This window comes from uncultured Eubacterium sp., from assembly GCF_937958975.1.
Lineage (GTDB): Bacteria > Bacillota > Clostridia > Lachnospirales > Lachnospiraceae > Eubacterium_G.
This window is the reverse complement of record NZ_CALGRE010000054.1, coordinates 1-22488: the sequence shown is the minus strand read 5'-3', so window position 1 is coordinate 22488 and position 22488 is coordinate 1. Positions and strand designations below refer to the sequence as shown.

General features: G+C 35.0%; 20 protein-coding genes, 1 tRNA gene and 1 pseudogene. 20 read left to right on the top strand and 2 right to left on the bottom strand.

Going from position 1 to position 22488, the window contains the following annotated elements; genetic code table 11:
• Positions 1-97: 97 nt before the first annotated feature.
• Positions 98-179: transfer RNA gene (locus Q5O86_RS10005), tRNA-Leu, on the bottom strand.
• A gap of 120 nt (positions 180-299) precedes the next feature.
• Here Q5O86_RS10005 and Q5O86_RS10000 point away from each other — a divergent pair.
• From Q5O86_RS10000 to hisIE, 19 genes are all read left to right on the top strand, one after another.
• On the top strand, positions 300-599 hold the full coding sequence (locus Q5O86_RS10000) for a metal-sensing transcriptional repressor (protein ID WP_302627006.1): 300 nt from the start codon (positions 300-302) through the stop codon (positions 597-599).
• Between the two features lie 15 nt (positions 600-614).
• A complete protein-coding gene (locus Q5O86_RS09995) occupies positions 615-3143 on the top strand; it encodes a heavy metal translocating P-type ATPase (protein ID WP_302627005.1) in 2529 nt (842 codons plus the stop codon).
• Positions 3144-3221: 78 nt separating this feature from the next.
• Complete coding sequence (locus Q5O86_RS09990) at positions 3222-3575, top strand: hypothetical protein (RefSeq protein WP_302627004.1); 354 nt, start codon at positions 3222-3224, stop codon at positions 3573-3575.
• Positions 3576-3590: 15 nt separating this feature from the next.
• Entirely contained in the window at positions 3591-6239 is a 2649-nt protein-coding gene (polA, locus tag Q5O86_RS09985) for a DNA polymerase I (RefSeq protein ID WP_302627003.1), read from the top strand.
• 25 nt (positions 6240-6264) lie between these two features.
• The gene (gene coaE / locus Q5O86_RS09980) at positions 6265-6855 is read left to right on the top strand and encodes a dephospho-CoA kinase (protein WP_302627002.1); all 591 of its coding nucleotides are present in this window, start codon (positions 6265-6267) and stop codon (positions 6853-6855) included.
• Positions 6856-6977: 122 nt separating this feature from the next.
• Positions 6978-7472, top strand: coding sequence for a MarR family winged helix-turn-helix transcriptional regulator (locus Q5O86_RS09975; RefSeq protein WP_302627001.1), 495 nt, complete (start codon positions 6978-6980; stop codon positions 7470-7472).
• Entirely contained in the window at positions 7465-9249 is a 1785-nt protein-coding gene (locus Q5O86_RS09970) for an ABC transporter ATP-binding protein (RefSeq protein WP_302627000.1), read from the top strand. The genes Q5O86_RS09975 and Q5O86_RS09970 overlap by 8 nt, the downstream gene beginning before the upstream one ends.
• Positions 9249-11174: an ABC transporter ATP-binding protein gene (locus tag Q5O86_RS09965; RefSeq protein WP_302626999.1), complete on the top strand. Its 1926-nt coding sequence runs from the start codon at positions 9249-9251 to the stop codon at positions 11172-11174. The genes Q5O86_RS09970 and Q5O86_RS09965 overlap by 1 nt, the downstream gene beginning before the upstream one ends.
• Positions 11175-11301: 127 nt before the next feature.
• Complete coding sequence (locus Q5O86_RS09960; RefSeq protein ID WP_302626998.1) at positions 11302-12072, top strand: M23 family metallopeptidase; 771 nt, start codon at positions 11302-11304, stop codon at positions 12070-12072.
• Positions 12073-12142: 70 nt separating this feature from the next.
• Positions 12143-12514 (top strand): RidA family protein, encoded by a 372-nt coding sequence (locus Q5O86_RS09955; RefSeq protein WP_302626997.1) that lies wholly within the window; start codon positions 12143-12145, stop codon positions 12512-12514.
• Positions 12515-12609: 95 nt separating this feature from the next.
• Positions 12610-13044: a hypothetical protein gene (locus tag Q5O86_RS09950; protein WP_302626996.1), complete on the top strand. Its 435-nt coding sequence runs from the start codon at positions 12610-12612 to the stop codon at positions 13042-13044.
• Between the two features lie 36 nt (positions 13045-13080).
• Positions 13081-13779, top strand: coding sequence for a pseudouridine synthase (locus Q5O86_RS09945; RefSeq protein ID WP_302626995.1), 699 nt, complete (start codon positions 13081-13083; stop codon positions 13777-13779).
• A 45-nt stretch (positions 13780-13824) separates the two neighbouring features.
• Positions 13825-14817 carry an RluA family pseudouridine synthase gene (locus tag Q5O86_RS09940; protein WP_302626994.1) on the top strand — a complete coding sequence of 331 codons (993 nt, stop codon included), beginning with the start codon at positions 13825-13827 and terminating at the stop codon, positions 14815-14817.
• 9 nt (positions 14818-14826) lie between these two features.
• Positions 14827-15360 (top strand): Holliday junction resolvase RecU, encoded by a 534-nt coding sequence (locus Q5O86_RS09935; RefSeq protein WP_302626993.1) that lies wholly within the window; start codon positions 14827-14829, stop codon positions 15358-15360.
• Positions 15361-15490: 130 nt separating this feature from the next.
• Entirely contained in the window at positions 15491-16696 is a 1206-nt protein-coding gene (gene hisZ, locus Q5O86_RS09930; RefSeq protein ID WP_302626992.1) for an ATP phosphoribosyltransferase regulatory subunit, read from the top strand.
• Positions 16697-16704: 8 nt separating this feature from the next.
• Positions 16705-17343, top strand: a complete 639-nt coding sequence (gene hisG, locus Q5O86_RS09925; RefSeq protein WP_302626991.1) for an ATP phosphoribosyltransferase — start codon at positions 16705-16707, stop codon at positions 17341-17343.
• Positions 17344-17360: 17 nt separating this feature from the next.
• Positions 17361-18674 carry a histidinol dehydrogenase gene (gene hisD / locus Q5O86_RS09920; protein ID WP_302626990.1) on the top strand — a complete coding sequence of 438 codons (1314 nt, stop codon included), beginning with the start codon at positions 17361-17363 and terminating at the stop codon, positions 18672-18674.
• Positions 18675-18704: 30 nt separating this feature from the next.
• The gene (gene hisB / locus Q5O86_RS09915) at positions 18705-19292 is read left to right on the top strand and encodes an imidazoleglycerol-phosphate dehydratase HisB (RefSeq protein ID WP_302626989.1); all 588 of its coding nucleotides are present in this window, start codon (positions 18705-18707) and stop codon (positions 19290-19292) included.
• Positions 19292-20527: a bifunctional phosphoribosyl-AMP cyclohydrolase/phosphoribosyl-ATP diphosphatase HisIE gene (hisIE, locus tag Q5O86_RS09910; RefSeq protein ID WP_302626988.1), complete on the top strand. Its 1236-nt coding sequence runs from the start codon at positions 19292-19294 to the stop codon at positions 20525-20527. The genes hisB and hisIE overlap by 1 nt, the downstream gene beginning before the upstream one ends.
• A gap of 230 nt (positions 20528-20757) precedes the next feature.
• Here hisIE and Q5O86_RS09905 read toward each other — a convergent pair whose 3' ends face one another.
• Positions 20758-21429, bottom strand: a complete 672-nt coding sequence (locus tag Q5O86_RS09905) for a PHP domain-containing protein (protein WP_302626987.1) — start codon at positions 21427-21429, stop codon at positions 20758-20760.
• Between the two features lie 248 nt (positions 21430-21677).
• Here Q5O86_RS09905 and Q5O86_RS09900 point away from each other — a divergent pair.
• A pseudogene (locus Q5O86_RS09900) lies at positions 21678-22488 on the top strand (B12-binding domain-containing radical SAM protein); the annotation flags it as partial.

Sequence of the window (22488 nt, the reverse complement as noted above, 5' to 3'; positions counted from 1 at the left end):
CAAGGCTCCTGCGGGAGTCTTGATTTTGGTATTTTAGAATTTCCTATATAAAATAAAAAGCTCTCATTAAGAGAGCTTTTTTAGTGCAAAAAAATAATGCGGATGGCGGGACTTGAACCCGCACGCTTTGTGGGCGGCAGATTTTGAGTCTGCTGCGTCTGCCATTCCGCCACATCCGCATAGCAATAAAAATATTATCATTTTACGATTAAAATGTCAAGAGAAAAATTTTACAATTTTAAATTGACATATACCCCATCGGGGTATAATATATATAAAGAAAATAGTTGGAGGTTCATATGTGTAAGGATTGTTGTAATAATAAAAGCAAACAACGGGAAGATACAGAATATAAAGATTTAATCCATAGATTAAACCGTATTGAAGGTCAGGTGCGGGGAATAAAAAAAATGGTTGAAAATGATGCCTATTGTACAGATATTTTAGTTCAGGTATCTGCGATTACAGCTGCACTTAACAGTTTTAATAAAATATTGCTTTCTAATCATATAAATACCTGTGTTGCAGATAATATAAAGATGGGAAATATGGAAGTAGTAGATGAACTTGTAACTACACTTCAAAAATTAATGAAATAGTACGAGGTTATATCAATGAAAAAATATAATGTTACAGGAATGAGCTGTGCGGCATGTCAGAATCGTGTAGAAAAAGCGGTATCAAAAGTTGCCGGTGTTAATTCAGTTTCTGTGAGTCTTCTCACCAATTCCATGCAGGTGGAAGGAAATGCCGGAGATAATGAAATTGTTTTGGCAGTGGAAAAAGCAGGTTACAAAGCCGCTCCCATGACAAAAGTAAAAGAAAAAAATGCCGATTCATTTCACGATACCGAAACACCATTGATAAGAAAAAGACTCATTGCATCGGTTATTCTTCTGATTCCATTAATGTATATTTCTATGGGAAATATGATGTGGGGCTGGCCGCTTCCGGTGGCATTAGAAGAAAACCATCTGGCAATGGGACTCATACAGCTTCTCATTACATTGTTTATTTTAGTAATTAATCAAAAGTTTTTTATTAGTGGAGTAAAAGGAATACTGAACAAATCTCCCAATATGGATACTTTGGTAGCCTTAGGTGCGGGAGCTTCCTTTGGATATAGCACATATGTATTGTTTGCTATGACGGATGCCGTGATGAAAAACAATCATGATATGGTCATGAAATATATGCACGATTTTTATTTTGAATCAGCTGCAATGATTGTAACTTTAATCAGTGTTGGAAAAATGCTTGAATCATATTCGAAAGGCAAAACAACAGATGCATTAAAGGGACTGATGGACCTGGCGCCCAAAACGGCGACTCTTATAAAGACCGATGAGAATGGAAAAGAATATGAAGAACAGGTCCTGCTCGAAGAAGTCTCAAAAGACAGTGTATTTGTGGTAAAGCCCGGTGAAAGTATACCTGTAGATGGTATTGTGATAGAGGGAGCCAGTGCAATTGATGAATCAGCGATAACCGGTGAGAGTATACCTGTGGATAAAACAGTGGGTTCCCAGGTCACATCTGCCACAATAAACAGTTCCGGATATCTAAAATGCAAGGCGACAAGAGTTGGAGAAGACACAACGCTTTCCCAAATAATTAAGATGGTAAGTGACGCAGCGACTTCAAAAGCTCCGATTGCCAAAGTTGCAGACAAAGTTTCAGGGATATTTGTTCCGATTGTAATCATTATTTCTATTGTTACAATGATTGTATGGATTTTATCGGGGCAGAGTATTGGGTTTGCTCTGGCTCGGGGTATCTCGGTTCTTGTAATAAGCTGCCCCTGTGCGTTAGGACTGGCAACTCCGGTAGCGATTATGGTCGGAAATGGAATTGGAGCAAAGAATGGTATTTTATTTAAAAATGCCACAGCGATAGAAAACACCGGAAAGACGGATATTATTGCATTAGATAAAACAGGAACAATTACGGCGGGAAAGCCGCAGGTGACGGATGTGATAACAGCAAACGGTATTTCAGAAAAAATATTGATGGAATCGGCTTATTCATTAGAGAGTAAAAGTGAACATCCATTGGCAAAGGCAATTGTTTCTTATTGTAATGAAAAAAATATAATAAAAAGAAGTATATCAGATTTTCATGCGGAGATTGGAAATGGTTTGTCAGGATATATAGAAGATGAAAAGTTTATTGCAGGAAATTTGAAATATGTAGAAAAGTATGTTTCTATTTCAAAAGAATTGATGTCGACTGCTGAAAGTTTGGCGGAAGAGGGAAAAACGCCTATATTTGTGGCAAGTGAAAAGCAGATATATGGAATTATTGCTGTTTCGGATATTATAAAGCAGGAAAGTGCGGACACAATTTTGAAATTAAAGAAAATGGGACTTCATGTAATTATGATTACCGGAGACAATGAGAAAACAGCAAAAAGCATCGGGGCACAAGTTGAGATAGACCATGTTATCGCCGGAGTGTTACCGGACGGAAAAGAACAGACCATAAGAAAACTCTCAGAAAAAGGAAATACTGTTATGGTGGGAGATGGTATTAATGATGCTCCGGCACTTACAAGGGCGGATATTGGTATAGCAATCGGTGCAGGAACAGATATTGCAATAGACGCGGCGGATATTGTTCTGATAAAAAATAGTTTAGAAGATGTTCCGGCAGCAATTAATTTAAGCAGGGAAGTCCTTAAGAACATTTACGAAAATCTGTTTTGGGCATTTATATATAATGTGATTGGTATTCCGCTGGCAGCCGGTGTATGGTATCCTTTTTTTGGAATTACACTCAATCCTATGTTTGGTGCAGCGGCTATGAGTTTATCAAGTTTTTGTGTTGTGACAAATGCGCTTAGACTGAATTTAAAAAATATATATAAAATAAAAAATAAGAAAATAGAACAAAAAGCAGTTCAATTTAAGGAGGAAAAGAAAATGAATCAAAATTTAGAAAAAGTAATGGAAATTGAAGGAATGATGTGTGGTCATTGCGAGGCGGCAGTTAAGAAAGCATTGGAATCTATTGACGGAGTAGAAGAGGCATGCGTAAGTCATGAGAAAAATCAGGCTGTTGTAAAATTGAAATCGGATATTTCGGATGAAATTTTAATACAAGCGGTAGAGGAAAAAGATTATAAAGTTATTTCAGTGAAATAACATATGATACTTGTATATAAAAAAAATAAAATGTATAATTGTCAGGTAACTTGATTTTGGAAATATATAGGTATTCATATGGATTGTACAAAGTTTCAAGAATTAATTAATGATTTTATTTTTGATAAAATAGAATATTCCGATGATTTGCAAGAGTTTTTAGAACATGCGAAAACCTGCAAAAGCTGCAATGAAGAATTAACTCTATATTATACGATTCACAGGGGACTGGGCGATGTTCCTGTTCCTGAGGAGAGCGAAGAGAGTGCAGATGCAGAGGAGGAATTAGAAAACATTAAAAATTTTTATGAAGAATGTTTTACAAAGCAAAAAATCATGAAAAAAGCCGGAAAGATTTCCGTCAGTGTTTTTCTTGTGATGATTTTATGTACAATCGTTTATATATATTTAAATTTATTCGGATATATATAAAGCTTTGGAGGAAGAATGAGCAAATTAGTTTTAGTAGATGGACACAGTATCCTGAATAGGGCATTTTATGGTGTGCCGGTTTTTACAAATTCAGAGGGGATTCATACGAATGCAGTTTTTGGATTTTTAAATATTTTATTTAAGTTAATGGACGAGGAACAGCCGGATTTTCTGGCTGTTGCTTTTGATGTACATCATCCTACATTCAGACATAAAATGTTTCAAGAATATAAGGGAACAAGAAAGCCCATGTTACCCGAGTTGAGAGAACAGGTTCCTTTGATAAAAGAAGTATTAAATAAAATGAATATTACAACAGTGGAGCTTCCGGGATATGAGGCGGATGATATTATTGGTACCCTGTCTAAAAGAGGTGAAAAAGAAGGTCTGGATGTATGTATCTTCTCGGGGGATAGAGATTTATTGCAGTTAGCTTCCAATAAGGTTATGGTTTGTATTCCAAAAACAAAAAAAGGACAGACTACGATTGAAAAATATAAGACTGAGCAGGTAAAAGAGCTGTATAAAGTTACTCCTCAGGAGTTTATCGATGTGAAGGCTTTGATGGGAGACTCCTCAGATAATATTCCCGGAGTACCTGGTATCGGGGAAAAGGGGGCCACAGCAATCATAGAACAGTTTGGCTCGATTGAAAATGCTTATGAACATGCGCAGGAAATTTCAAATACCAGAAACAGAAACGCTCTCTTAGAACATTATGAAATGGCACAGATGAGCAAAACACTGGCAACAATTGATATTGATTCTCCGGTAGAAATCAGTCTTGAAAGCTGTAAGATGAATGACATTTATACGGCAGACGCTCTGGAAATGATAAAGAAACTAGAGTTTAAAAGTATGATACAGAGATTTTCGGATGTATCGGTTGAGACAGATTTTGAAGAAAATTTTAGAAAAATAAATAATTATATAGAAGCAGAGGAAATTTTTTCAGAAATTGCTAAAATGGAACGAATCGGTTTGTATATCTATAAACCAAATGATGTTGCGGCAGTGTCTATATGCGTGAGTGAAAAGAAAATCTATTTTATTCCGGTAGAAGGATTTATTACTAAGGAATATATTATTTCCAAGATTCAGGAGATTGTATTATCCCAAGTAGTAATTTCTATAGCAGATATCAAAGAAAATAACGGTATTCTAAAAAAAGATATATTATCGAATGAAGAAAACAATAATATTTTTGATGTATCTATTGCGGCTTATCTGCTAAATCCACTACAAAATACTTATGACTACGATGACATCGCAAGAGATTATTTGGGGATTACTGTTCCATCAAAAGAAGAGATTTTCCCAAAGACAAAAAAAGGAGAAACGCCATCAGAGGAAATAGAAGAAAATATTTTAAAATTCTGTTGTTATAATGCAATGGTCTGTTATCATGCTGAGCCTGTTTTAAGAGAGAGATTATCAGAGCAGGAGATGGAAAATGTTTATGATACTATTGAGATTCCATTGACTTATGCACTTTATGATATGGAAAATGCAGGTATCATGGTAAAACCGGATGAACTTAAAGTATATGGTGAAAAATTACAGAAAAATATTGAAGTCCTAGAGCAGGATATTTATAAAGAGGCAGGACATGAATTTAATATAAATTCACCAAAGCAGTTAGGAGAAATTTTATTTGGAGAAATGGGACTTCCGGGTGGAAAGAAGACAAAGACCGGCTATTCTACATCGGCCTCAGTTTTAGAAAAGTTAGAACCGGATTATCCGTTTGTAAGTAAGATTTTAGAGTATCGCCAGTTATCCAAATTAAAATCCACATATGCTGACGGTTTGGCAGTGTATATAGAAAATGACAGCAGAATACATGGCAAGTTTAACCAGACCATTACGGCCACGGGACGTATTAGTTCCACTGAACCGAATCTGCAAAATATTCCGGTCAGGATGGAGCTTGGAAGAGAAATCAGAAAAGTGTTTGTTCCCCAAGAGGGCTGTATTTTTCTGGACGCCGATTATTCACAGATAGAACTTAGAATTTTGGCACATATGTCAGATGATACAAATTTAATTCATGCTTATAAAGAGGCAAAGGATATCCACGCATCTACTGCATCTCTTGTATTCCATGTACCTCTTGATGAGGTTACAAAGACTCAGAGAAGCAATGCAAAAGCTGTAAATTTTGGTATTGTATATGGTATTAGCTCTTTTGGACTCAGTCAGGATTTATCTATTAGCAAAAAAGAGGCAGAAAAATATATCCACGACTATTTTGAAAGTTATCCGGGAATTAAAAATTATTTGGATGGTGCCGTGAATGAGGCAAAGAAAAAAGGCTTTTCTACCACAATATTTGGCAGAAAGAGACCGATTCCCGAACTAAAATCAGGAAACTTTATGCAGAGACAGTTTGGGGAGCGTGTGGCAATGAATGCACCAATTCAGGGAACCGCCGCTGATATTATGAAAATTGCCATGATTGATGTGGCAAAAGAATTAAAAGAACACAATTTAAAATCTCGGATTGTACTTCAGGTGCATGATGAATTATTAGTCGAGACTGTTCTAGAAGAAGAAGCGCTTGTCAGGGATATTTTGAAAAGAAACATGGAAAATGCCGCAAACCTTCATGTAGCTTTAGATGTTGAAGTTCAAAGTGGCATTAACTGGGATGAGGCACACTGATAATTGAAGCGTTAGGAGACGGTTTATGGTGATTGGAATTATGGGGGGCGTAGGAAGTGGAAAATCAACGGTATTGGATTATTTGCAAAAAAAGTATGATGCGTTGATTATTCAATCAGATTTGATTGCAAAAGAAATTATGTCAAAAGGGCATAGTGTTTGTGAAAAAGTTTTGAGAGTATTCCCGGAAGTTGATAGAAACGGTAGTATAGATAGGGATAAATTAGCACAAATTGTTTTTCAGGATAAAGAAAAGTTACAAATTTTAAATCGAATTACCCATCCGGGAACGGTAGCAGAAATTCAACAGCGAATAGAAAATAATTCGAAAAAGCTGATTATAGTGGAGTCTGCATTATTGATTGGTTCAGGAATTGAAAAAAAATGTGATGAGTTATGGTATGTTTATTGTGAAAAAGAAGTGAGAATCCACCGTTTGATGGAGTACAGAGGATATTCAAGACAAAAAGCAATCGATATTATAAACAGTCAGCCTTCTGAGGAAGAATATAATTTTTTTGCGGATGAGTATATTGATAATACAGGAAGTGTAGAAAGAACACAGGAGCAGGTAGATTTCGCCATGAATAAAGAGGGGTGTTCATTTCATGTATAATTACAAAAAATGTTAAAACTTTGTGAACAAATTTTATTTGTGTTGACTATAAAATTTAAAAGAGTTATGATGTGTAGCATGCTACATATTATAACTCTTTTTGTATATTATGGAGGAACGTTATGGAATATTTTGGACATAAATTAAAACTGATTAATCAATTGTTCAAACTTCGTATGGATAAAAATTTAGAACAGCTGGATATTACAATTGCTCAGATGCATGTCCTGCTTTATTTATATCACAGTCAGAGTAAAGTGACACAAAAGCAGTTATCCGAAAGTTTTGGTGTCAAACATTCTACGATGGCAGGGATTTTGAATAGGTTAAAAGAAAAAGAATTAATTGAAATTGTTGTAGATGAGTACAATAAAAAATTTAAAAATATTTTTCTAACAAATAAAGCCATAGAGATAAAGGAAATTCTCGATAGACAGAGGAATGAGACAGAATCAATTTTAATAGAAGGGTTTTCACAAAAAGAGGTTAATGCCTTAGAGGGATATTTAGATAGAATTTATTATAATTTAATCAATGGTACTGAGATATCAGAAAAAGATATAAAATGTTTTAATAAAGATATAAAACAACTGGAAAGGAGACATGAAAATGATTAAAACTTTAGGAAAACAGATTAAAGAGTTTAGTGGTCCATCCATATTAACACCTTTGTGTATGTTAGCGGAAGTGATTGTGGAAAACTTTATACCGCTTTTAATGGCTGTTATTATTGACTCTATTGGAACAGGTGATTTGAAAAAAATTTATATTACTGCAGCTATTATGCTATTTCTCGCAGTTGCAGGATTAGTGGCAGGAATTGGCGGCGGCGTTTTTGGAGCAAAAGCTTCTACGGGATTTGCAAAAAACTTGAGAAAAGCGATGTTTCAAAATATACAGACATTCAGTTTCTCAAATATTGATAAGTTCAGTACCGCAGGTCTGGTCACAAGACTGACTACAGATGTTACAAATATGCAGAATGCTTATCAGATGATATTGAGAATGGCTGTAAGAGCACCATTTAGTTTGCTTGTCGCGATGATTATGGCGTTTACTGTTTCGCCGAAAATGGCAAGTATATATCTGATTGCGGTTATTATATTAGGAATGATACTTGCTTTGATTACAACAAAGGCGTACAAATATTTTAGTCAGGTATTCAAAAAATACGATGCATTGAATGAGAGCGTTCAGGAGAATGTCACCGCTATGCGTGTGGTTAAGGCTTATGTGAGAGAAGATTATGAGAGAGGGAAATTCGGTAAGGCAAGTTATAATGTCTATAAAATGTTTATCAAGGCAGAGGGCATTGTATCTTTAAATGCACCGATAATGATGACTACAGTATATACATGTATACTGTTAATCAGCTGGCTCAGCGCACAGGCAATTGTTGCAGGTGGAAATATGGCGCCGGGCTTGACGACAGGTAATCTTACGTCACTTCTCGCATATTGTATGAATATTCTGATGAGCCTTATGATGTTATCTATGGTCTTTGTAATGATTACAATGTGTTTATCCAGTGGTAAACGTATTGCGGAGGTATTGGAAGAAAAGGCTGACATCGTAAATCCTGAAAATCCAGATTATAATGTTCCTGACGGAAGTATTACTTTTAAAAATGTTAATTTCAGATATAACAGGACGAGTGAGAAACCGGTGCTGGAAAATATTAATATTCATATCAAATCCGGTGAGACCATCGGTATTATGGGAGGAACGGGCAGCGCAAAATCCAGCTTTGTGAATCTTATAAGCAGATTGTATGATATTGAACCGCCAAAAGATGAAGAAACGGAAAGTTATCTTCTTGTAGGTGGCAAAGATGTGAAAACTTACGACCTGGATACGCTAAGAAAAGAAGTGAGTGTGGTATTGCAGAAAAACGTTCTGTTTTCAGGAAGCATTCTTGAAAATCTCCGCTGGGGGGATTCTAATGCTTCGGAGGAGGAATGTATCAGAGCATGTAAATTAGCATGCGCCGATGAATTTATCGAACAGATGCCCGATAAATATAATACACATATTGAGCAGGGTGGTGCGAATGTTTCTGGTGGACAAAAACAGAGATTATGTATTGCGAGAGCATTATTGAAAAAACCTAAAATTCTTATTTTAGATGATAGCACCAGTGCAGTTGATACTCTCACGGATAGCAAAATCAGAAAAGCATTTAGAGAGGAAATTCCCGATACGACAAAGATTATTATTGCGCAAAGAATTTCCAGTATTATGGATGCAGACCGAATTATTGTTTTGGATGATGGTAAGATAGATGGTATAGGTACTCATGAAGAACTTCTGGAAAATAATGAGATTTACAGAGAAGTATATTCACAGCAGACAAATGATAATGCTGATTTTGACAGAGAGGGAGGTGAGGCATAATGGCAGAATCAAAAGTTATTAAGGGACCGGGCAGAAGAAATATGGGACCGGGCCAGAAAATTGAACATCCATTTAAAATATTAGGACAGATTATGAGATTTGTAGGTAAATATTATGCTCCTCATCTTATTATTGTTGTACTGTGTATTGTTGGAAGTGTTTTTGCCAATGTACAGGGTACATGGTTTATGAAGGCACTGGTAGATCAGTATATTTTGCCAATGGTAAAGAATGGAAGCACGGATTTTTCTCCATTGCTTGGCGCAATGGCAAGAGTGGCAGTATTTTATGGAATCGGTATTGTGGCTGCATTGGTTCAGGCAGAATTGATGGTATTTGTGACTCAGGGAACACTAAAACGTTTGAGAGATGCTATGTTTGACCATATGCAGGGACTCCCGGTTAAATATTTTGATACACATTCGCATGGTGATATTATGTCAATGTATACAAATGACATTGATACACTGAGACAATTAATCAGCCAGGCTGTTCCACAGATGCTTAATAGTATTATTACCGTTGTATCTGTACTCGGATGTATGTTTGCACTCAGTATACCTCTTACGGTTATTTCGCTTGTTATGATAGGAGTAATTATATTCGGCTCAAAAACTCTAACTTCTTTATCCGGAAGATATTTCTTATCACAGCAAAGAGATTTAGGTATGGTCAACGGATATATCGAAGAAATGATGGGTGGTCAGAAGGTTGTAAAAGTATTCTGCCATGAACAGCAGGCTATCGATGAATTTAATGAATTAAATGATAAATTGTGTGAATCGGCAAATAATGCCAATAAATTTGCCAATATTATGGGACCTTGTAACGCACAGCTTACAAATGTCAGTTATGTAATTTGTGCCTGTGTTGGAGCAATTATTGCGATAAACGGTATTTTAGGATTTACAATGACACCGGGTGCGTTAATTAGTTTTTTAACTTATAACAAACAATTTGCACAGCCAATTAACCAAATTACAATGCAGATGAATAGTATTGTAATGGCGCTCGCAGGTGCTGACAGAATATTTAAGTTATTAGATGAAAACGAGGAAGTAGATAATGGATATGTCACTCTTGTCAGAGCTAAAAAGGAACATGGAAATATTGTAGAGTGTTCGGAGAGAACAGGTATGTGGGCCTGGAAGCATTATCATAAAGATGATGATACTACAACATATACTGAGATGAAGGGTGAGATTGTATTTGATGGCGTAGATTTTGGATACAATGATGAAAAGATTGTATTGCATGATGTGAAATTATATGCAGACCCGGGACAAAAACTTGCTTTTGTAGGTTCCACAGGCGCAGGGAAAACTACCATTACCAACCTGATTAACAGATTTTATGATATACAGGATGGAAAAATCAGATATGATGGTATCAATATTAATAAAATTAAAAAAGCAGATTTACGGCGGTCTCTGGGAATTGTTTTACAGGATACTCATTTATTTACGGCAACTGTCATGGAAAATATCAGATATGGTAATTTAGAGGCAACAGACGACGAGGTGATTGCGGCTGCAAAACTTGCAAATGCTGATAGTTTTATTCGAAGGCTTCCTGATGGATATCATACAATGCTCAAAGGGGATGGTGGAAATCTATCTCAAGGTCAAAGACAATTACTTGCAATAGCAAGGGCTGCTGTGGCGAATCCGCCGGCATTGATTCTTGATGAGGCAACTTCTTCTATTGACACAAGAACAGAGCGAATCGTCCAGGAAGGAATGGATGCGTTAATGAAAGGACGTACTACATTTGTAATTGCTCATAGACTTTCTACTATAAAAAATAGTGACTGTATCATGGTTTTGGAACAGGGTAGAATAATTGAACGTGGAAGTCATGATGAGTTGATGGATGCAAAAGGAACATATTATAGATTGCAGACAGGAAGTAGTGCAAGTGAATAAAGAATAGTTTTTATTTTGGCAACATATATTTTATACAAAATGTATGTTGCCAATTATTATGAAAAAATCTTATTATGTTTTTCTTATACTATTATTATCTATTATATGTGTACATTTGACAGGTATTATGATTACATCCTGTTTCTATATTCCAAGCAATATTGAAGAGACAGATTTGTTTCGGAATAACAATATATCTCAAAAAGCAATTGTGAAAGCATCGGAAATTGCAAAGAAAAATGATTGTAACATTTCAGAAGTCTTGCATACAAATTATTTATTCCATGATTGCTGCCTGAATAAAATAACCTTATCCGGTAAAATGTTCCGTGAAGTAAAAAAAGAATATCGGACATTGTACCCAAAAGAATACAGTAATTCATTAAAAGTCATGGCAGCAATATATGATGACATTAAATTTTTTCCGGTCGCAAAAAGCTCCAAATCGCAATATTGGGTGGGATTTGACAATTCTTATGGCGCTGACAGAAATTATAACGGAAAGTATCAGCATGAAGGTATAGATATTATGGCAGAAAATAATGTGAGCGGTTTTTATCCTATTGTAAGTGTTACGGATGGGGTAGTTGAAAATATGGGCTGGTTGGAAAAAGGAGGATACCGAGTAGGAATTAGGAGTGATTCCGGAGGGTATTTTTACTATGCACATTTAAGTTCTTATGGAGAGATAAAAAAAGGGGACAAAATCAAAGCAGGCACGCTATTAGGTTACATGGGTGACACAGGATATGGTAAAATAGAAGGCACAACCGGTAATTTTGCTGTTCATTTACATTTTGGAATCTATGTAGAAACAGAGAATTATAAAGAATTAAGTGTAAATCCTTATTCTGTATTAAAGTACTTAGAAGATTCGCTTATAATTGCCAATTATTAACTCTTTGGCTTGTAATAACGAAAGTTAAAGTGTAAAATGTAAAAGAGTTTAAAGAAAGAAGGTAATTATCATGAAAAAAATTAGTACAGAGAAAGCACCGGCAGCAATCGGACCATATTCACAGGCTGTTATGACAGGAAATTTATTATTTACATCTGGACAGATTGCATTAGACCCGGCGACAGGAGAAATTGTTGGGGAAACGATTACAGAGCAGGCAGAGCAGGTTATGAAAAATCTGGGTGCAATTCTTGATGAGGCGGGTATTACATATGAAAATACGGTAAAGACCGTGTGCTTTTTGGCAGATATGAATGATTTTGCCACGTTTAATGAAGTCTATGGAAAATATTTTACGGGAAAGCCGGCGAGAAGCTGTGTCGCAGTAAAAACCCTTCCTAAAAATGTACTCTGTGAAGTAGAAGTGATTGCTGAAATTTAGGCAGATATAGTGAGGTTGAAAGAAGTAATGTAATATAAAAATTACTCTTTCAACCTTTGAATTACATTTTAGAAATAAGAAAGGTTGGGTACATAATGAAAAAAGAGTTTTTTTGTGATAACAATTTAGAGGTTTCCAGTTTTAGCGGGGAAGGATATTTACCTCTTATTGATTATGAGAGTTGGAGGGTCGCCGAACTCAGATATTGTGAAGAATTGGAAGTTGATAAGTTGAAAGATATGCAAAAACACGATGAATCGGATGAAGTATTTATTTTACTGGAAGGTGATTTTACATTATTTTTGGGTGGACAAGGTGATACAATTGGAGAAATTGAGGCAGTTAAGTTAGAACCATTAAAATTATATAATGTAAAAAAAGGCACATTTCATACACATACACCGGAAAAGAACTCCACTGTTTTAATTGTAGAAAACCAAAATACATGTGACGACAACTCTCCCAAAGTAAAATTGACAAGGGAACAAAAAGATATTATTGAAGATTTATATAGACAGGTAAATGCTTAGATAGTAGCTTATTTCATAAGGATTGTGAGAAATTTTATGCGATTAGACAAATATCTTGTAACACTTGAAATTGGTTCACGAAGTCAGGTGAAAGAAATGATAAAACAAAATAAAGTGATTTTGAATGGTAAAATTGTCAACAAACCGGATGTGCAAATAGATGAAAGGAAAGATACAATAAATTTTGACGGAGTAAATTTAGAGTATCAAAAATTTTATTATTATATGTTAAATAAGCCGGCGGGAGTTGTGTCGGCTGTCAGTGATAATGTAAATAAAACAGTCATAGATTTACTGAATGTAAGACCTAAAAAAGGATTATTTCCCGTGGGAAGACTGGATAAGGATACCGAGGGTCTGCTCTTAATTACCAATGACGGTGAACTGTCACACAATTTGCTCTCTCCCACAAAACATGTAGATAAAAAATATTATGTGGAGTTGAATGGAAGCCTGATTGCATCTGATATAGAGTTATTTCAGGAGGGATTAGATATTGGTGAAAAAAATCTGACCAAACCTGCGAAGCTTGAGATAATCGGTGAAGAGAAAAATAAAGCTTATATTACAATTACCGAAGGAAAATATCATCAGGTCAAAAGGATGTTTGCGGCAATCGGATTAACAGTAACCTATCTAAAGCGTATTGCGATGGGAGCTCTTGTTTTAGATGAGCAATTAAAGTCAGGAGAATACAGAAGACTCACAACGGATGAAATTCAAAGTTTGAAATAGTATAAAAGATGTAGGAATAATATTAAGAAGGCATGGATTTGATATATGCAGGAAATTGTCATAAACAACAATGAGGCAGGACAGAGATTTGATAAGTTTTTATTCAAATATTTTAAAGAGGCCTCCTCAGGATTTATATATAAAATGTTACGAAAGAAAAATATTCTTTTAAATGGTGCAAAATCCGATGGAAAAGATAAATTAAATGTGGGTGACACTGTAAAGATATTTATGTCCGATGAAACCATTAAAAAGTTTAGGGGAGAATGTGAACAACAAATATTAGAACAGATAGAGATAGATAAGCTAAATATCGTATATGAGGATGAAAATGTAATTATCATCAATAAAGAGGCCGGAATGTTGAGCCAAAAGGCTGAAAAAAATGATATCTCAGTCAATGAATATATTATTTCATATCTGTTAAAATCAAACCAATTGAGTAAGGAACAGTTAAAAACATTTATGCCCGGTGTATGTAACCGGTTGGACAGAAATACAAGCGGTCTGATTGTCGCCGGAAAGTCACTGCTTGGGTTACAGGTTATGTCGGACATGTTTCAAAATCGAACGATGGATAAATATTACCTTACGATTGTTTCCGGGAAAGTAAGACAGAAAGAAAAGGTAAAAGGATATTTGGTTAAAGATAAAAAATCAAACAAAGTATTTATATCAAAAAATGAAAATAAAGATGGACAGTTGATTGAAACAGAATATGAACCATTGGGATTTGGAGAAAAGGTAACCTTATTAAAAGTAAAGCTGCTTACGGGAAGGGCACATCAGATTCGTGCGCATCTGGCTTCCCTGCAACATCCTGTCATTGGGGATTTTAAATATGGAAACAGAGAAATAAATCAATATTATAAAGAACATTATGGATTGAAATACCAGTTACTTCATTCCTGGAAAATCAGTTTTCCCGAAATGGATAAGGGATGTGATTCTCTCTCTGGAAAAACAATAACAGCACAAGTCCCTGAGATTTTTCAAAAAATCATTGCGGATAAAATAACTCAGGGTGAATTTATTTAGGAGGCAGTCATGGGAACCTGGTCATCGAGAGGTCTTCGAGGCTCTACCTTAGAAGATATGATTAATATGACAAACGAAAATTACCGGCAAAAAAATCTCGCATTGATACAAAAAATACCTACTCCGATAACCCCTGTCAGGATTGACCAGAGTACAAGACACATTACTTTGGCTTATTTTGAAAAACAGAGTACCGTAGATTACATTGGCAGCGTTCAGGGAATCCCTATATGTTTTGACGCAAAAGAATGTGCGGTAAAAACATTCCCAATGATGAATATTCATGAACATCAGGTGACATTCATGGAAGATTTTGAAAAGCAGGGAGGTATTTCGTTCATTTTATTATTTTTTAGCAATTTAAATGAAACCTACTATATACCGTTCAAAGATATCAAATTCTTTTATGACAGAAGCATCCAGGGTGGGAGAAAAAGCTTCACATATGATGAGATTGACAAATCTTACCTGATAAAATCAGCACCGGGAGCAATGATACATTATCTGGAGGGGATTCAGAGAGATTTAGACAGCAGGGGATGAGATGATTTTTTATCTATTGACATGGATAGATATTTATTGTAAGATACCTTTTAGTTTAGTAATAAGGTAGCGAATTACCACTTTAAAGTAATAAAGTGTGAGAGCTGACGTTAAAGAAAGGTTAAAAATAATGAAAAAAGTTTTATTACATACACCTGTTGGTGTTCGGGATGTGTATGGAAAAGAATGTGCAGTCAAAATGACAGTGGAAAATAAAATTAATAACATCTTTAATTTATATGGATTTCATAATATTCAGACGCCGACGTTTGAGTTTTTTGATATATTTAGTAAAGAGAGAGGTTCTGTCGCATCTAAAAATTTATATAAGTTTTTTGACAGGGAAGGAAATACTCTGGTTTTAAGACCGGATGTAACCCCTTCTATTGCCAGGCTGGCTGCAAAATATTATATGGATGTTAATGTTCCGATTAAATTATGTTATAATGCGAATACATATATAAACAATTCTGAATTACAGGGAAAATTAAAAGAAATTACACAACTTGGATGTGAATTAATCAATGATGCCTCAGTGGAGGCAGATGCAGAGATGATTGCTCTCGTGGTAGAATCGATAAAATCCACCGGATTAGAGGAATTTCTTGTGGAAATCGGACATGTTGATTTCTACAAGGGAATTTTAAAGGAGTGCTGCCTTGACGAAGAGACAGAGCAGGAATTAAGTGATTTTATACAGAATAAAAATGATTTCGGTGTGGAGGAGATTTTAAACCGAAAAAACGTAACGGGTGAAGCAAAAAATGCTATGTTAAAATTACCGGAATTGTTTGGCTCTGTAGAAGTATTAGAAAAAGCAAAACAGTTAACATCAAATAGTCAGGCGCTGAATGCCATTGCGCGTTTAGAAAAATTATATTCAATTTTAGAAGATTACGGTGTATCGAAATATATTAGTTTTGATTTGGGAACACTAAGCAATTATGGTTATTATACCGGAATTATTTTTAAGGGATATACATATGGAACCGGTGATAAAATTGTTGCAGGAGGTAGATATGATAAATTACTTTCTCAGTTTGGAAAGGATGCGGCATCTATAGGATTTGCGATTTATATGGACCAGATTATGGTTGCTTTAAACGCAAAATCTTATCGTGAAAAGACAGATTATGAATATGAAGTGATTTTATATGATGCTAAATTTAGAAAATATGCGCTGTCTATTGCAACCGATTTGAGAAGTAATGGAATCAAAACAGAACTAATTCCAAAAACGGAAGAAATTTCCATAGAGGAGTATTTAAGATTCAAAAAAGAAGACGGTGCCTCAAAAGTTACATATGTGACAGAAGACGGTGCTGTAGAATTGTAGGTGATTATATGAGATATTTAACTTTTGCATTAGCGAAGGGCAGGCTGGCTAAAACAGCCATGAAAATGTTTGAAGATATCGGCATTGAATGTGAAGAAATGAAAGATGAAAAGACAAGAAAGTTAATTTTCGTCAATGAAGAATTAAAATTGAAATTCTTTTTAGCAAAGGCGAGTGATGTGCCTACTTATGTGGAATACGGTGCGGCAGATATCGGGATTGTAGGAAAAGATACTATTCTGGAAGAGGACAGAAAATTATACGAAGTAATGGACTTAGGATTTGGAAAATGCAGAATGTGCGTTTGCGGTCCTGAATCTGCAAAAGAATTGTTGGAAAATCATAGTATGATAAGGGTTGCATCTAAATATCCGAAGATTGCAAAGGATTATTTTTATAATAAAAAACATCAGACGGTTGAGATTATTAAACTAAATGGTTCCGTAGAATTAGCGCCTATTGTTGGATTGTCAGAAGTTATTGTTGACATTGTGGAGACCGGTACTACATTGAAAGAGAATGGTCTCGGTGTGTTGGAAGAAGTTTGTCCATTGTCAGCCCGAATGGTAGTAAATCAGGTGAGTATGAAAATGGAAGACGAAAGAATCAGAAAGATTATTTCAGACCTAAAAAAAATGAAAGGTTGAGAAAGAGGAGAACGGTAATGAGAATTATAAAATTAGATGAAACATCCAAGAAAAATATTTTAAATGATTTGTTGAAAAGAAGTCCAAACAATTATGACCGGTTTGCGGACAGTGTCAATGAAATTTTAGATAATGTTAAGAAAAATGGTGATAGTGCATTATTTGATTATACAGCTAAGTTTGATAAGGCAGATATTAATGTTTCAAACATTATGGTTACGAAAGAAGAAATCGAGGAAGCTTACAATTCTTTAGAAAATCCTGAATTGGTTGATATTATTAGAAAATCCCTAAAAAATATAAAAGATTATCATGAAAAACAGAAACAATACAGCTGGTTTGACTCAAAGACAGACGGTTCTATTTTAGGGCAGAAGGTCACAGCATTAGAGAGAGTCGGTGTATATGTACCCGGTGGAAAAGCAGCTTATCCTTCATCGGTTCTTATGAATGTGATTCCGGCAAAAGTTGCGGGAGTAGATGAGATTGTAATGGTAACTCCTCCGGGAAAAGACGGAAAGGTAAATCCAAATACATTAGTTGCTGCAAATGAAGCCGGTGTGGATGTGATTTATAAAGTTGGCGGAGCGCAGGCAATTGCCGCTCTCGCATATGGAACAGAGACAATTAAAAAAGTGGACAAAATTGTTGGTCCGGGAAACATTTATGTAGCATTGGCAAAAAAAGCAGTGTTTGGATATGTCAGCATCGATTCTGTGGCAGGTCCCAGTGAAATACTTGTCATTGCAGATGAGACAGCAAATCCGAGATATGTTGCGGCTGATTTATTATCTCAGGCAGAACATGATGAATTGGCCTCTGCTATTTTAGTTACAACGAGTAGAGAATTAGCAGATGAAGTTTCCAAGTGGATAGATATTTTTGTATCGAAATTAAAGAGGACAGATATTTTACAGAAGTCCTTACAAAATTATGGTTATATTCTAGTGGCAGGTACGATAGAAGATGCAATCGATGTGGCAAACGAAATTGCATCGGAACATTTAGAAATTCTTACAAAGAATCCTTTCGATACAATGACAAGAATAAGAAATGCAGGAGCTATTTTCCTTGGAGAGTATAGTTCGGAACCGCTTGGAGATTATTTTGCAGGGCCAAATCATGTTCTTCCAACAAATGGTACGGCAAAATTTTTCTCCCCTCTCAGCGTTGATGATTTTATTAAAAAGTCAAGTATTATCAGCTATTCGAGACAGGCTCTCGAACCGTTGAGTGAAGATATTCAGAAATTTGCAAAAGCTGAGGGACTAACAGCACATGCAAATTCTATTCGGGTTCGATTTGAAGAAAATGACGAAGGAATCGAATAAGAGACAATATAAATATTAATGGAGGTGTCTATGGGAAGAATTGGTGAATGTTCAAGAGATACAAAAGAAACGCAGATACAGGTTTCTATTGACTTGGATGGCACAGGAAAGGCAGAAGTAAGTACCGGTATCGGATTTTTTGACCATATGCTTGTCAGTTTTGCAAAGCACGGTTTGTTTGATTTGCATGTGAAAGTGACAGGAGACTTATATGTGGACTGTCATCACACAATTGAAGATACGGGAATTGCCTTAGGTGTTGCTATCAGAAAAGCTTTGGGGGACAAAAAATCTATTCAGAGATATGGAAATGCAATACTTCCTATGGATGAGTCTCTTGTTCTCTGTGCACTTGACTTGTCGGGAAGACCTTACCTTGTATTTCGTGTCAATTTTACAACAGACAGAGTTGGATATTTTGACACAGAAATGGTGAGAGAATTTTTCCATGCAATTGCCTATACAACCGGAATGAATCTGCATATAAAAATGTTAGAGGATGGGAATAACCATCATATGATAGAGGGAATTTTTAAAGCATTTGCAAAAGCATTAGATCAGGCAACTATAAAGGATGACAGAATTACTGATGTTTTGTCAACGAAAGGAACATTATAATGAGTGAAGTCAAATTAATACCAGCCATATATTTATATAACGGAAAGGCTGTAGATAAAACAACAAAAGAAATTGTAAAGGATGGCGATGCAGTCAAAATTGCTGCGTCATTTGATAATAATGGGGCTGACGAAATATTGATTTTTGATATATCCTCAAATGACAGTGAACATGAAGCAAATATCAGCACAATGATTCAAATTGCAGATAATGTAGATATTCCAATGCTTGTGGGCGGAAATGTAAAACGTTTAGAAGACGTAAAAAAATATATTTATACCGGAGCAAAAAAGGCCATTCTCTGTGCGGAAGAAAATTTAGAACTTTTAAAAGAAGCTTCGGATAGATTTGGAAAAGAAAATATAGCATTATTTATCGCCGGTACGGACATTGATTTAGATTTGAATAATATTAGTTCTTACATTTCATTGATTATATCAGATGGAGATATTAAGACAGATGTTCCGGTGTTAAAGTATGATTATGACTCAAAGAATGATAAGGAAGTTGATAAATATTATGGTATCAGCTCCGAAAACATGAATATGAAATACGATTTTATGTCTGAAAAATATATTTTAAAAGAACAAGGGGTCAATGTTAATGTTTTTGAGAGTCCAATGTCATTTTCAGAGTTTAAGACCAATGCAGACGGAATGATTCCTGTGATTGTTCAGGATTATAAAACAGAGCAGGTTTTAATGCTTGCATATATGAATGAAGAAGCATTTTCCCTTACAATTAAGACTGGAAAAATGACTTATTTCAGTAGAAGTAGAAATGAGTTATGGGTAAAAGGCGAGACTTCAGGCCACTATCAATATGTAAAAGAGCTATCCATGGATTGTGATTTAGATACGATGTTAGCTAAAGTTCATCAAATAGGGGTACCTTGTCATACCGGGGCATCAACATGTTTTTTTAACTCACTTGTTAAAAAAGAATATGATAACACAAATCCGATGAAGGTATTTGAAGATGTGTTCCGTGTAATACTTGATAGAAAAGAAAACCCAAAAGAAGGTTCCTATACCAATTATCTATTTGATAAAGGAATCGATAAAATACTAAAAAAAGTGGGAGAAGAGGCAACAGAAATCGTAATTGCAGCAAAAAATCCGGATGCCCAGGAAGTGAAATACGAAATATCCGATTTCCTATATCATGTCATGGTATTAATGGCAGAAAAAGAAATATCCTGGAAAGAAATCACAAAAGAACTTTCAAGAAGATAAGCAGTTACTTGCGAATCTGGATATATAAAAGAAATCCATCATGCTTGCATGAAATGGATTTCTTTTATATATCCGGATTCATTAGAATGCAAGAAGTGACGAAATAGATACGAAGTATCTATGAGTTACATTCTTGCGTTCGCAAGTAACGTAAAGATAAGAAAAGTGACGAATTGGATGCGAAGCATCCATGAGTTACATTCTTGTATTCGCAAGTAACGTAAAAACAGTTAATTTGTATATATCAACTGTTTTGGTCCGTTTTCTTTTATCAGTGTAATATAGTCATGAATATTCTCAAACTTTTTTTCAACTCTTATTCCAGAGCATATAATTTCATGATGATGACTATCCGCACCGGCTGTCATAGGAAGTTCGTATTGTTTCGCATACATGTATGCACGCTGGTTTTCTTCCTCAAAATTACATGCGTTATAAACTTCCACACCATGAACCTGTTTCGGAAAAAGTCTAATTTTAGGAATATATGGTCTGTCTCTGAATGGATGTGCATGAATAACAAGTCCACCAAGCTTTGTAACTTCCTCATATTGTTGTTTTATCGTCCAATGTTCCACTTCAGGATGGTTCAACAACCAGTCTTTGTCTAATCCATAAACCAAAAAATCCTGTCCGTCAAAAGTCTCTTCCCATCCGAAAAAAACCTGTAGACCTATCTCATCACCGGTCTTTTTCGCCTCCTCATAACCATGACAAAAAAGCCCGACCCGTTCTTCCCATGAGAGTGTATTAGGAACACATGTATTCCCTCTAAAAAAATGGTCTGTAATAATAATTCCTGTGTATCCCGCGTTTTTATATGAAATAGCCTGTCCTTTTCCGGAAATAGAAGCACATGCACTTCCATATTTTGTATGTAAATGTGTTTCGTATTTATACATAATAGTCTCCATAGTTATTTTAAATAACAGTTTTATTGTAAAAAATCATTCTATATAGTATTATATTTAAGGATAATATTATACAAAAAATAATGAATCAATAAGTTATCTAATATTGATACCCAATTGAGAAGTATACCATATTAATGTTTTAAAAACTATACACAAATTTTTATGCAATATTTTATTAAAAAAAGAATTGTGTAGAAAACATGTAATAATAATTTATGAGAAAATAAGGAATTTATATGAGAAAATTAGCGCTTTCAGATGAAATATTAATGAAAATAGAAAAACCGGCGAGATACATTGGCAATGAAGTAAACATGATTGTAAAGCAAACTGATAAAGTTGATGTGAGATTTGCCATGTGTTTCCCTGATGTATATGACATAGGTATGTCTCATCTTGGTATACAGATTATTTATGATATGCTAAATAAGAGAGAAGATGTGTATTGTGAAAGAGTGTATTCGCCTTGGGTTGATTTAGACCAAATCATGAGAGAGCAGAATATTCCATTATTTGCAATTGAATCACAAGATGACGTAAAGAAATTTGACTTTTTAGGTATCACACTTCAATATGAAATGTGCTATACAAATATACTACAGGTTCTGGATTTAAGTAATATTCCACTTTTGGCAAGTGATAGAACGGAAGATGACCCCATTGTAATCGGAGGGGGTCCCTGTTCTTATAATCCTGAGCCTATTGCAGATTTTTTTGATATTTTTTATATCGGAGAAGGTGAAACAGAATATTATCACTTGATTGATTTATATAAAGAAAATAAAAAAAATGGCGGAACAAAAAAAGAATTTTTAGAGCAGGCGGCAGAAATCCCATGCATGTATGTTCCTGCATTTTATGATGTTTTTTATCATGAAGATGGAACTATTAAAGAAATGATACCAAATAATTGCCATGCACAAAAAAAAGTAAAAAAAGATATCGTAATTGATTTTGACAAGGTAGAATATCCGGAAAAACCTTTGGTACCATTTATTAAAGTGACTCAGGATAGGTGTGTTCTTGAAATACAGCGTGGATGTATCA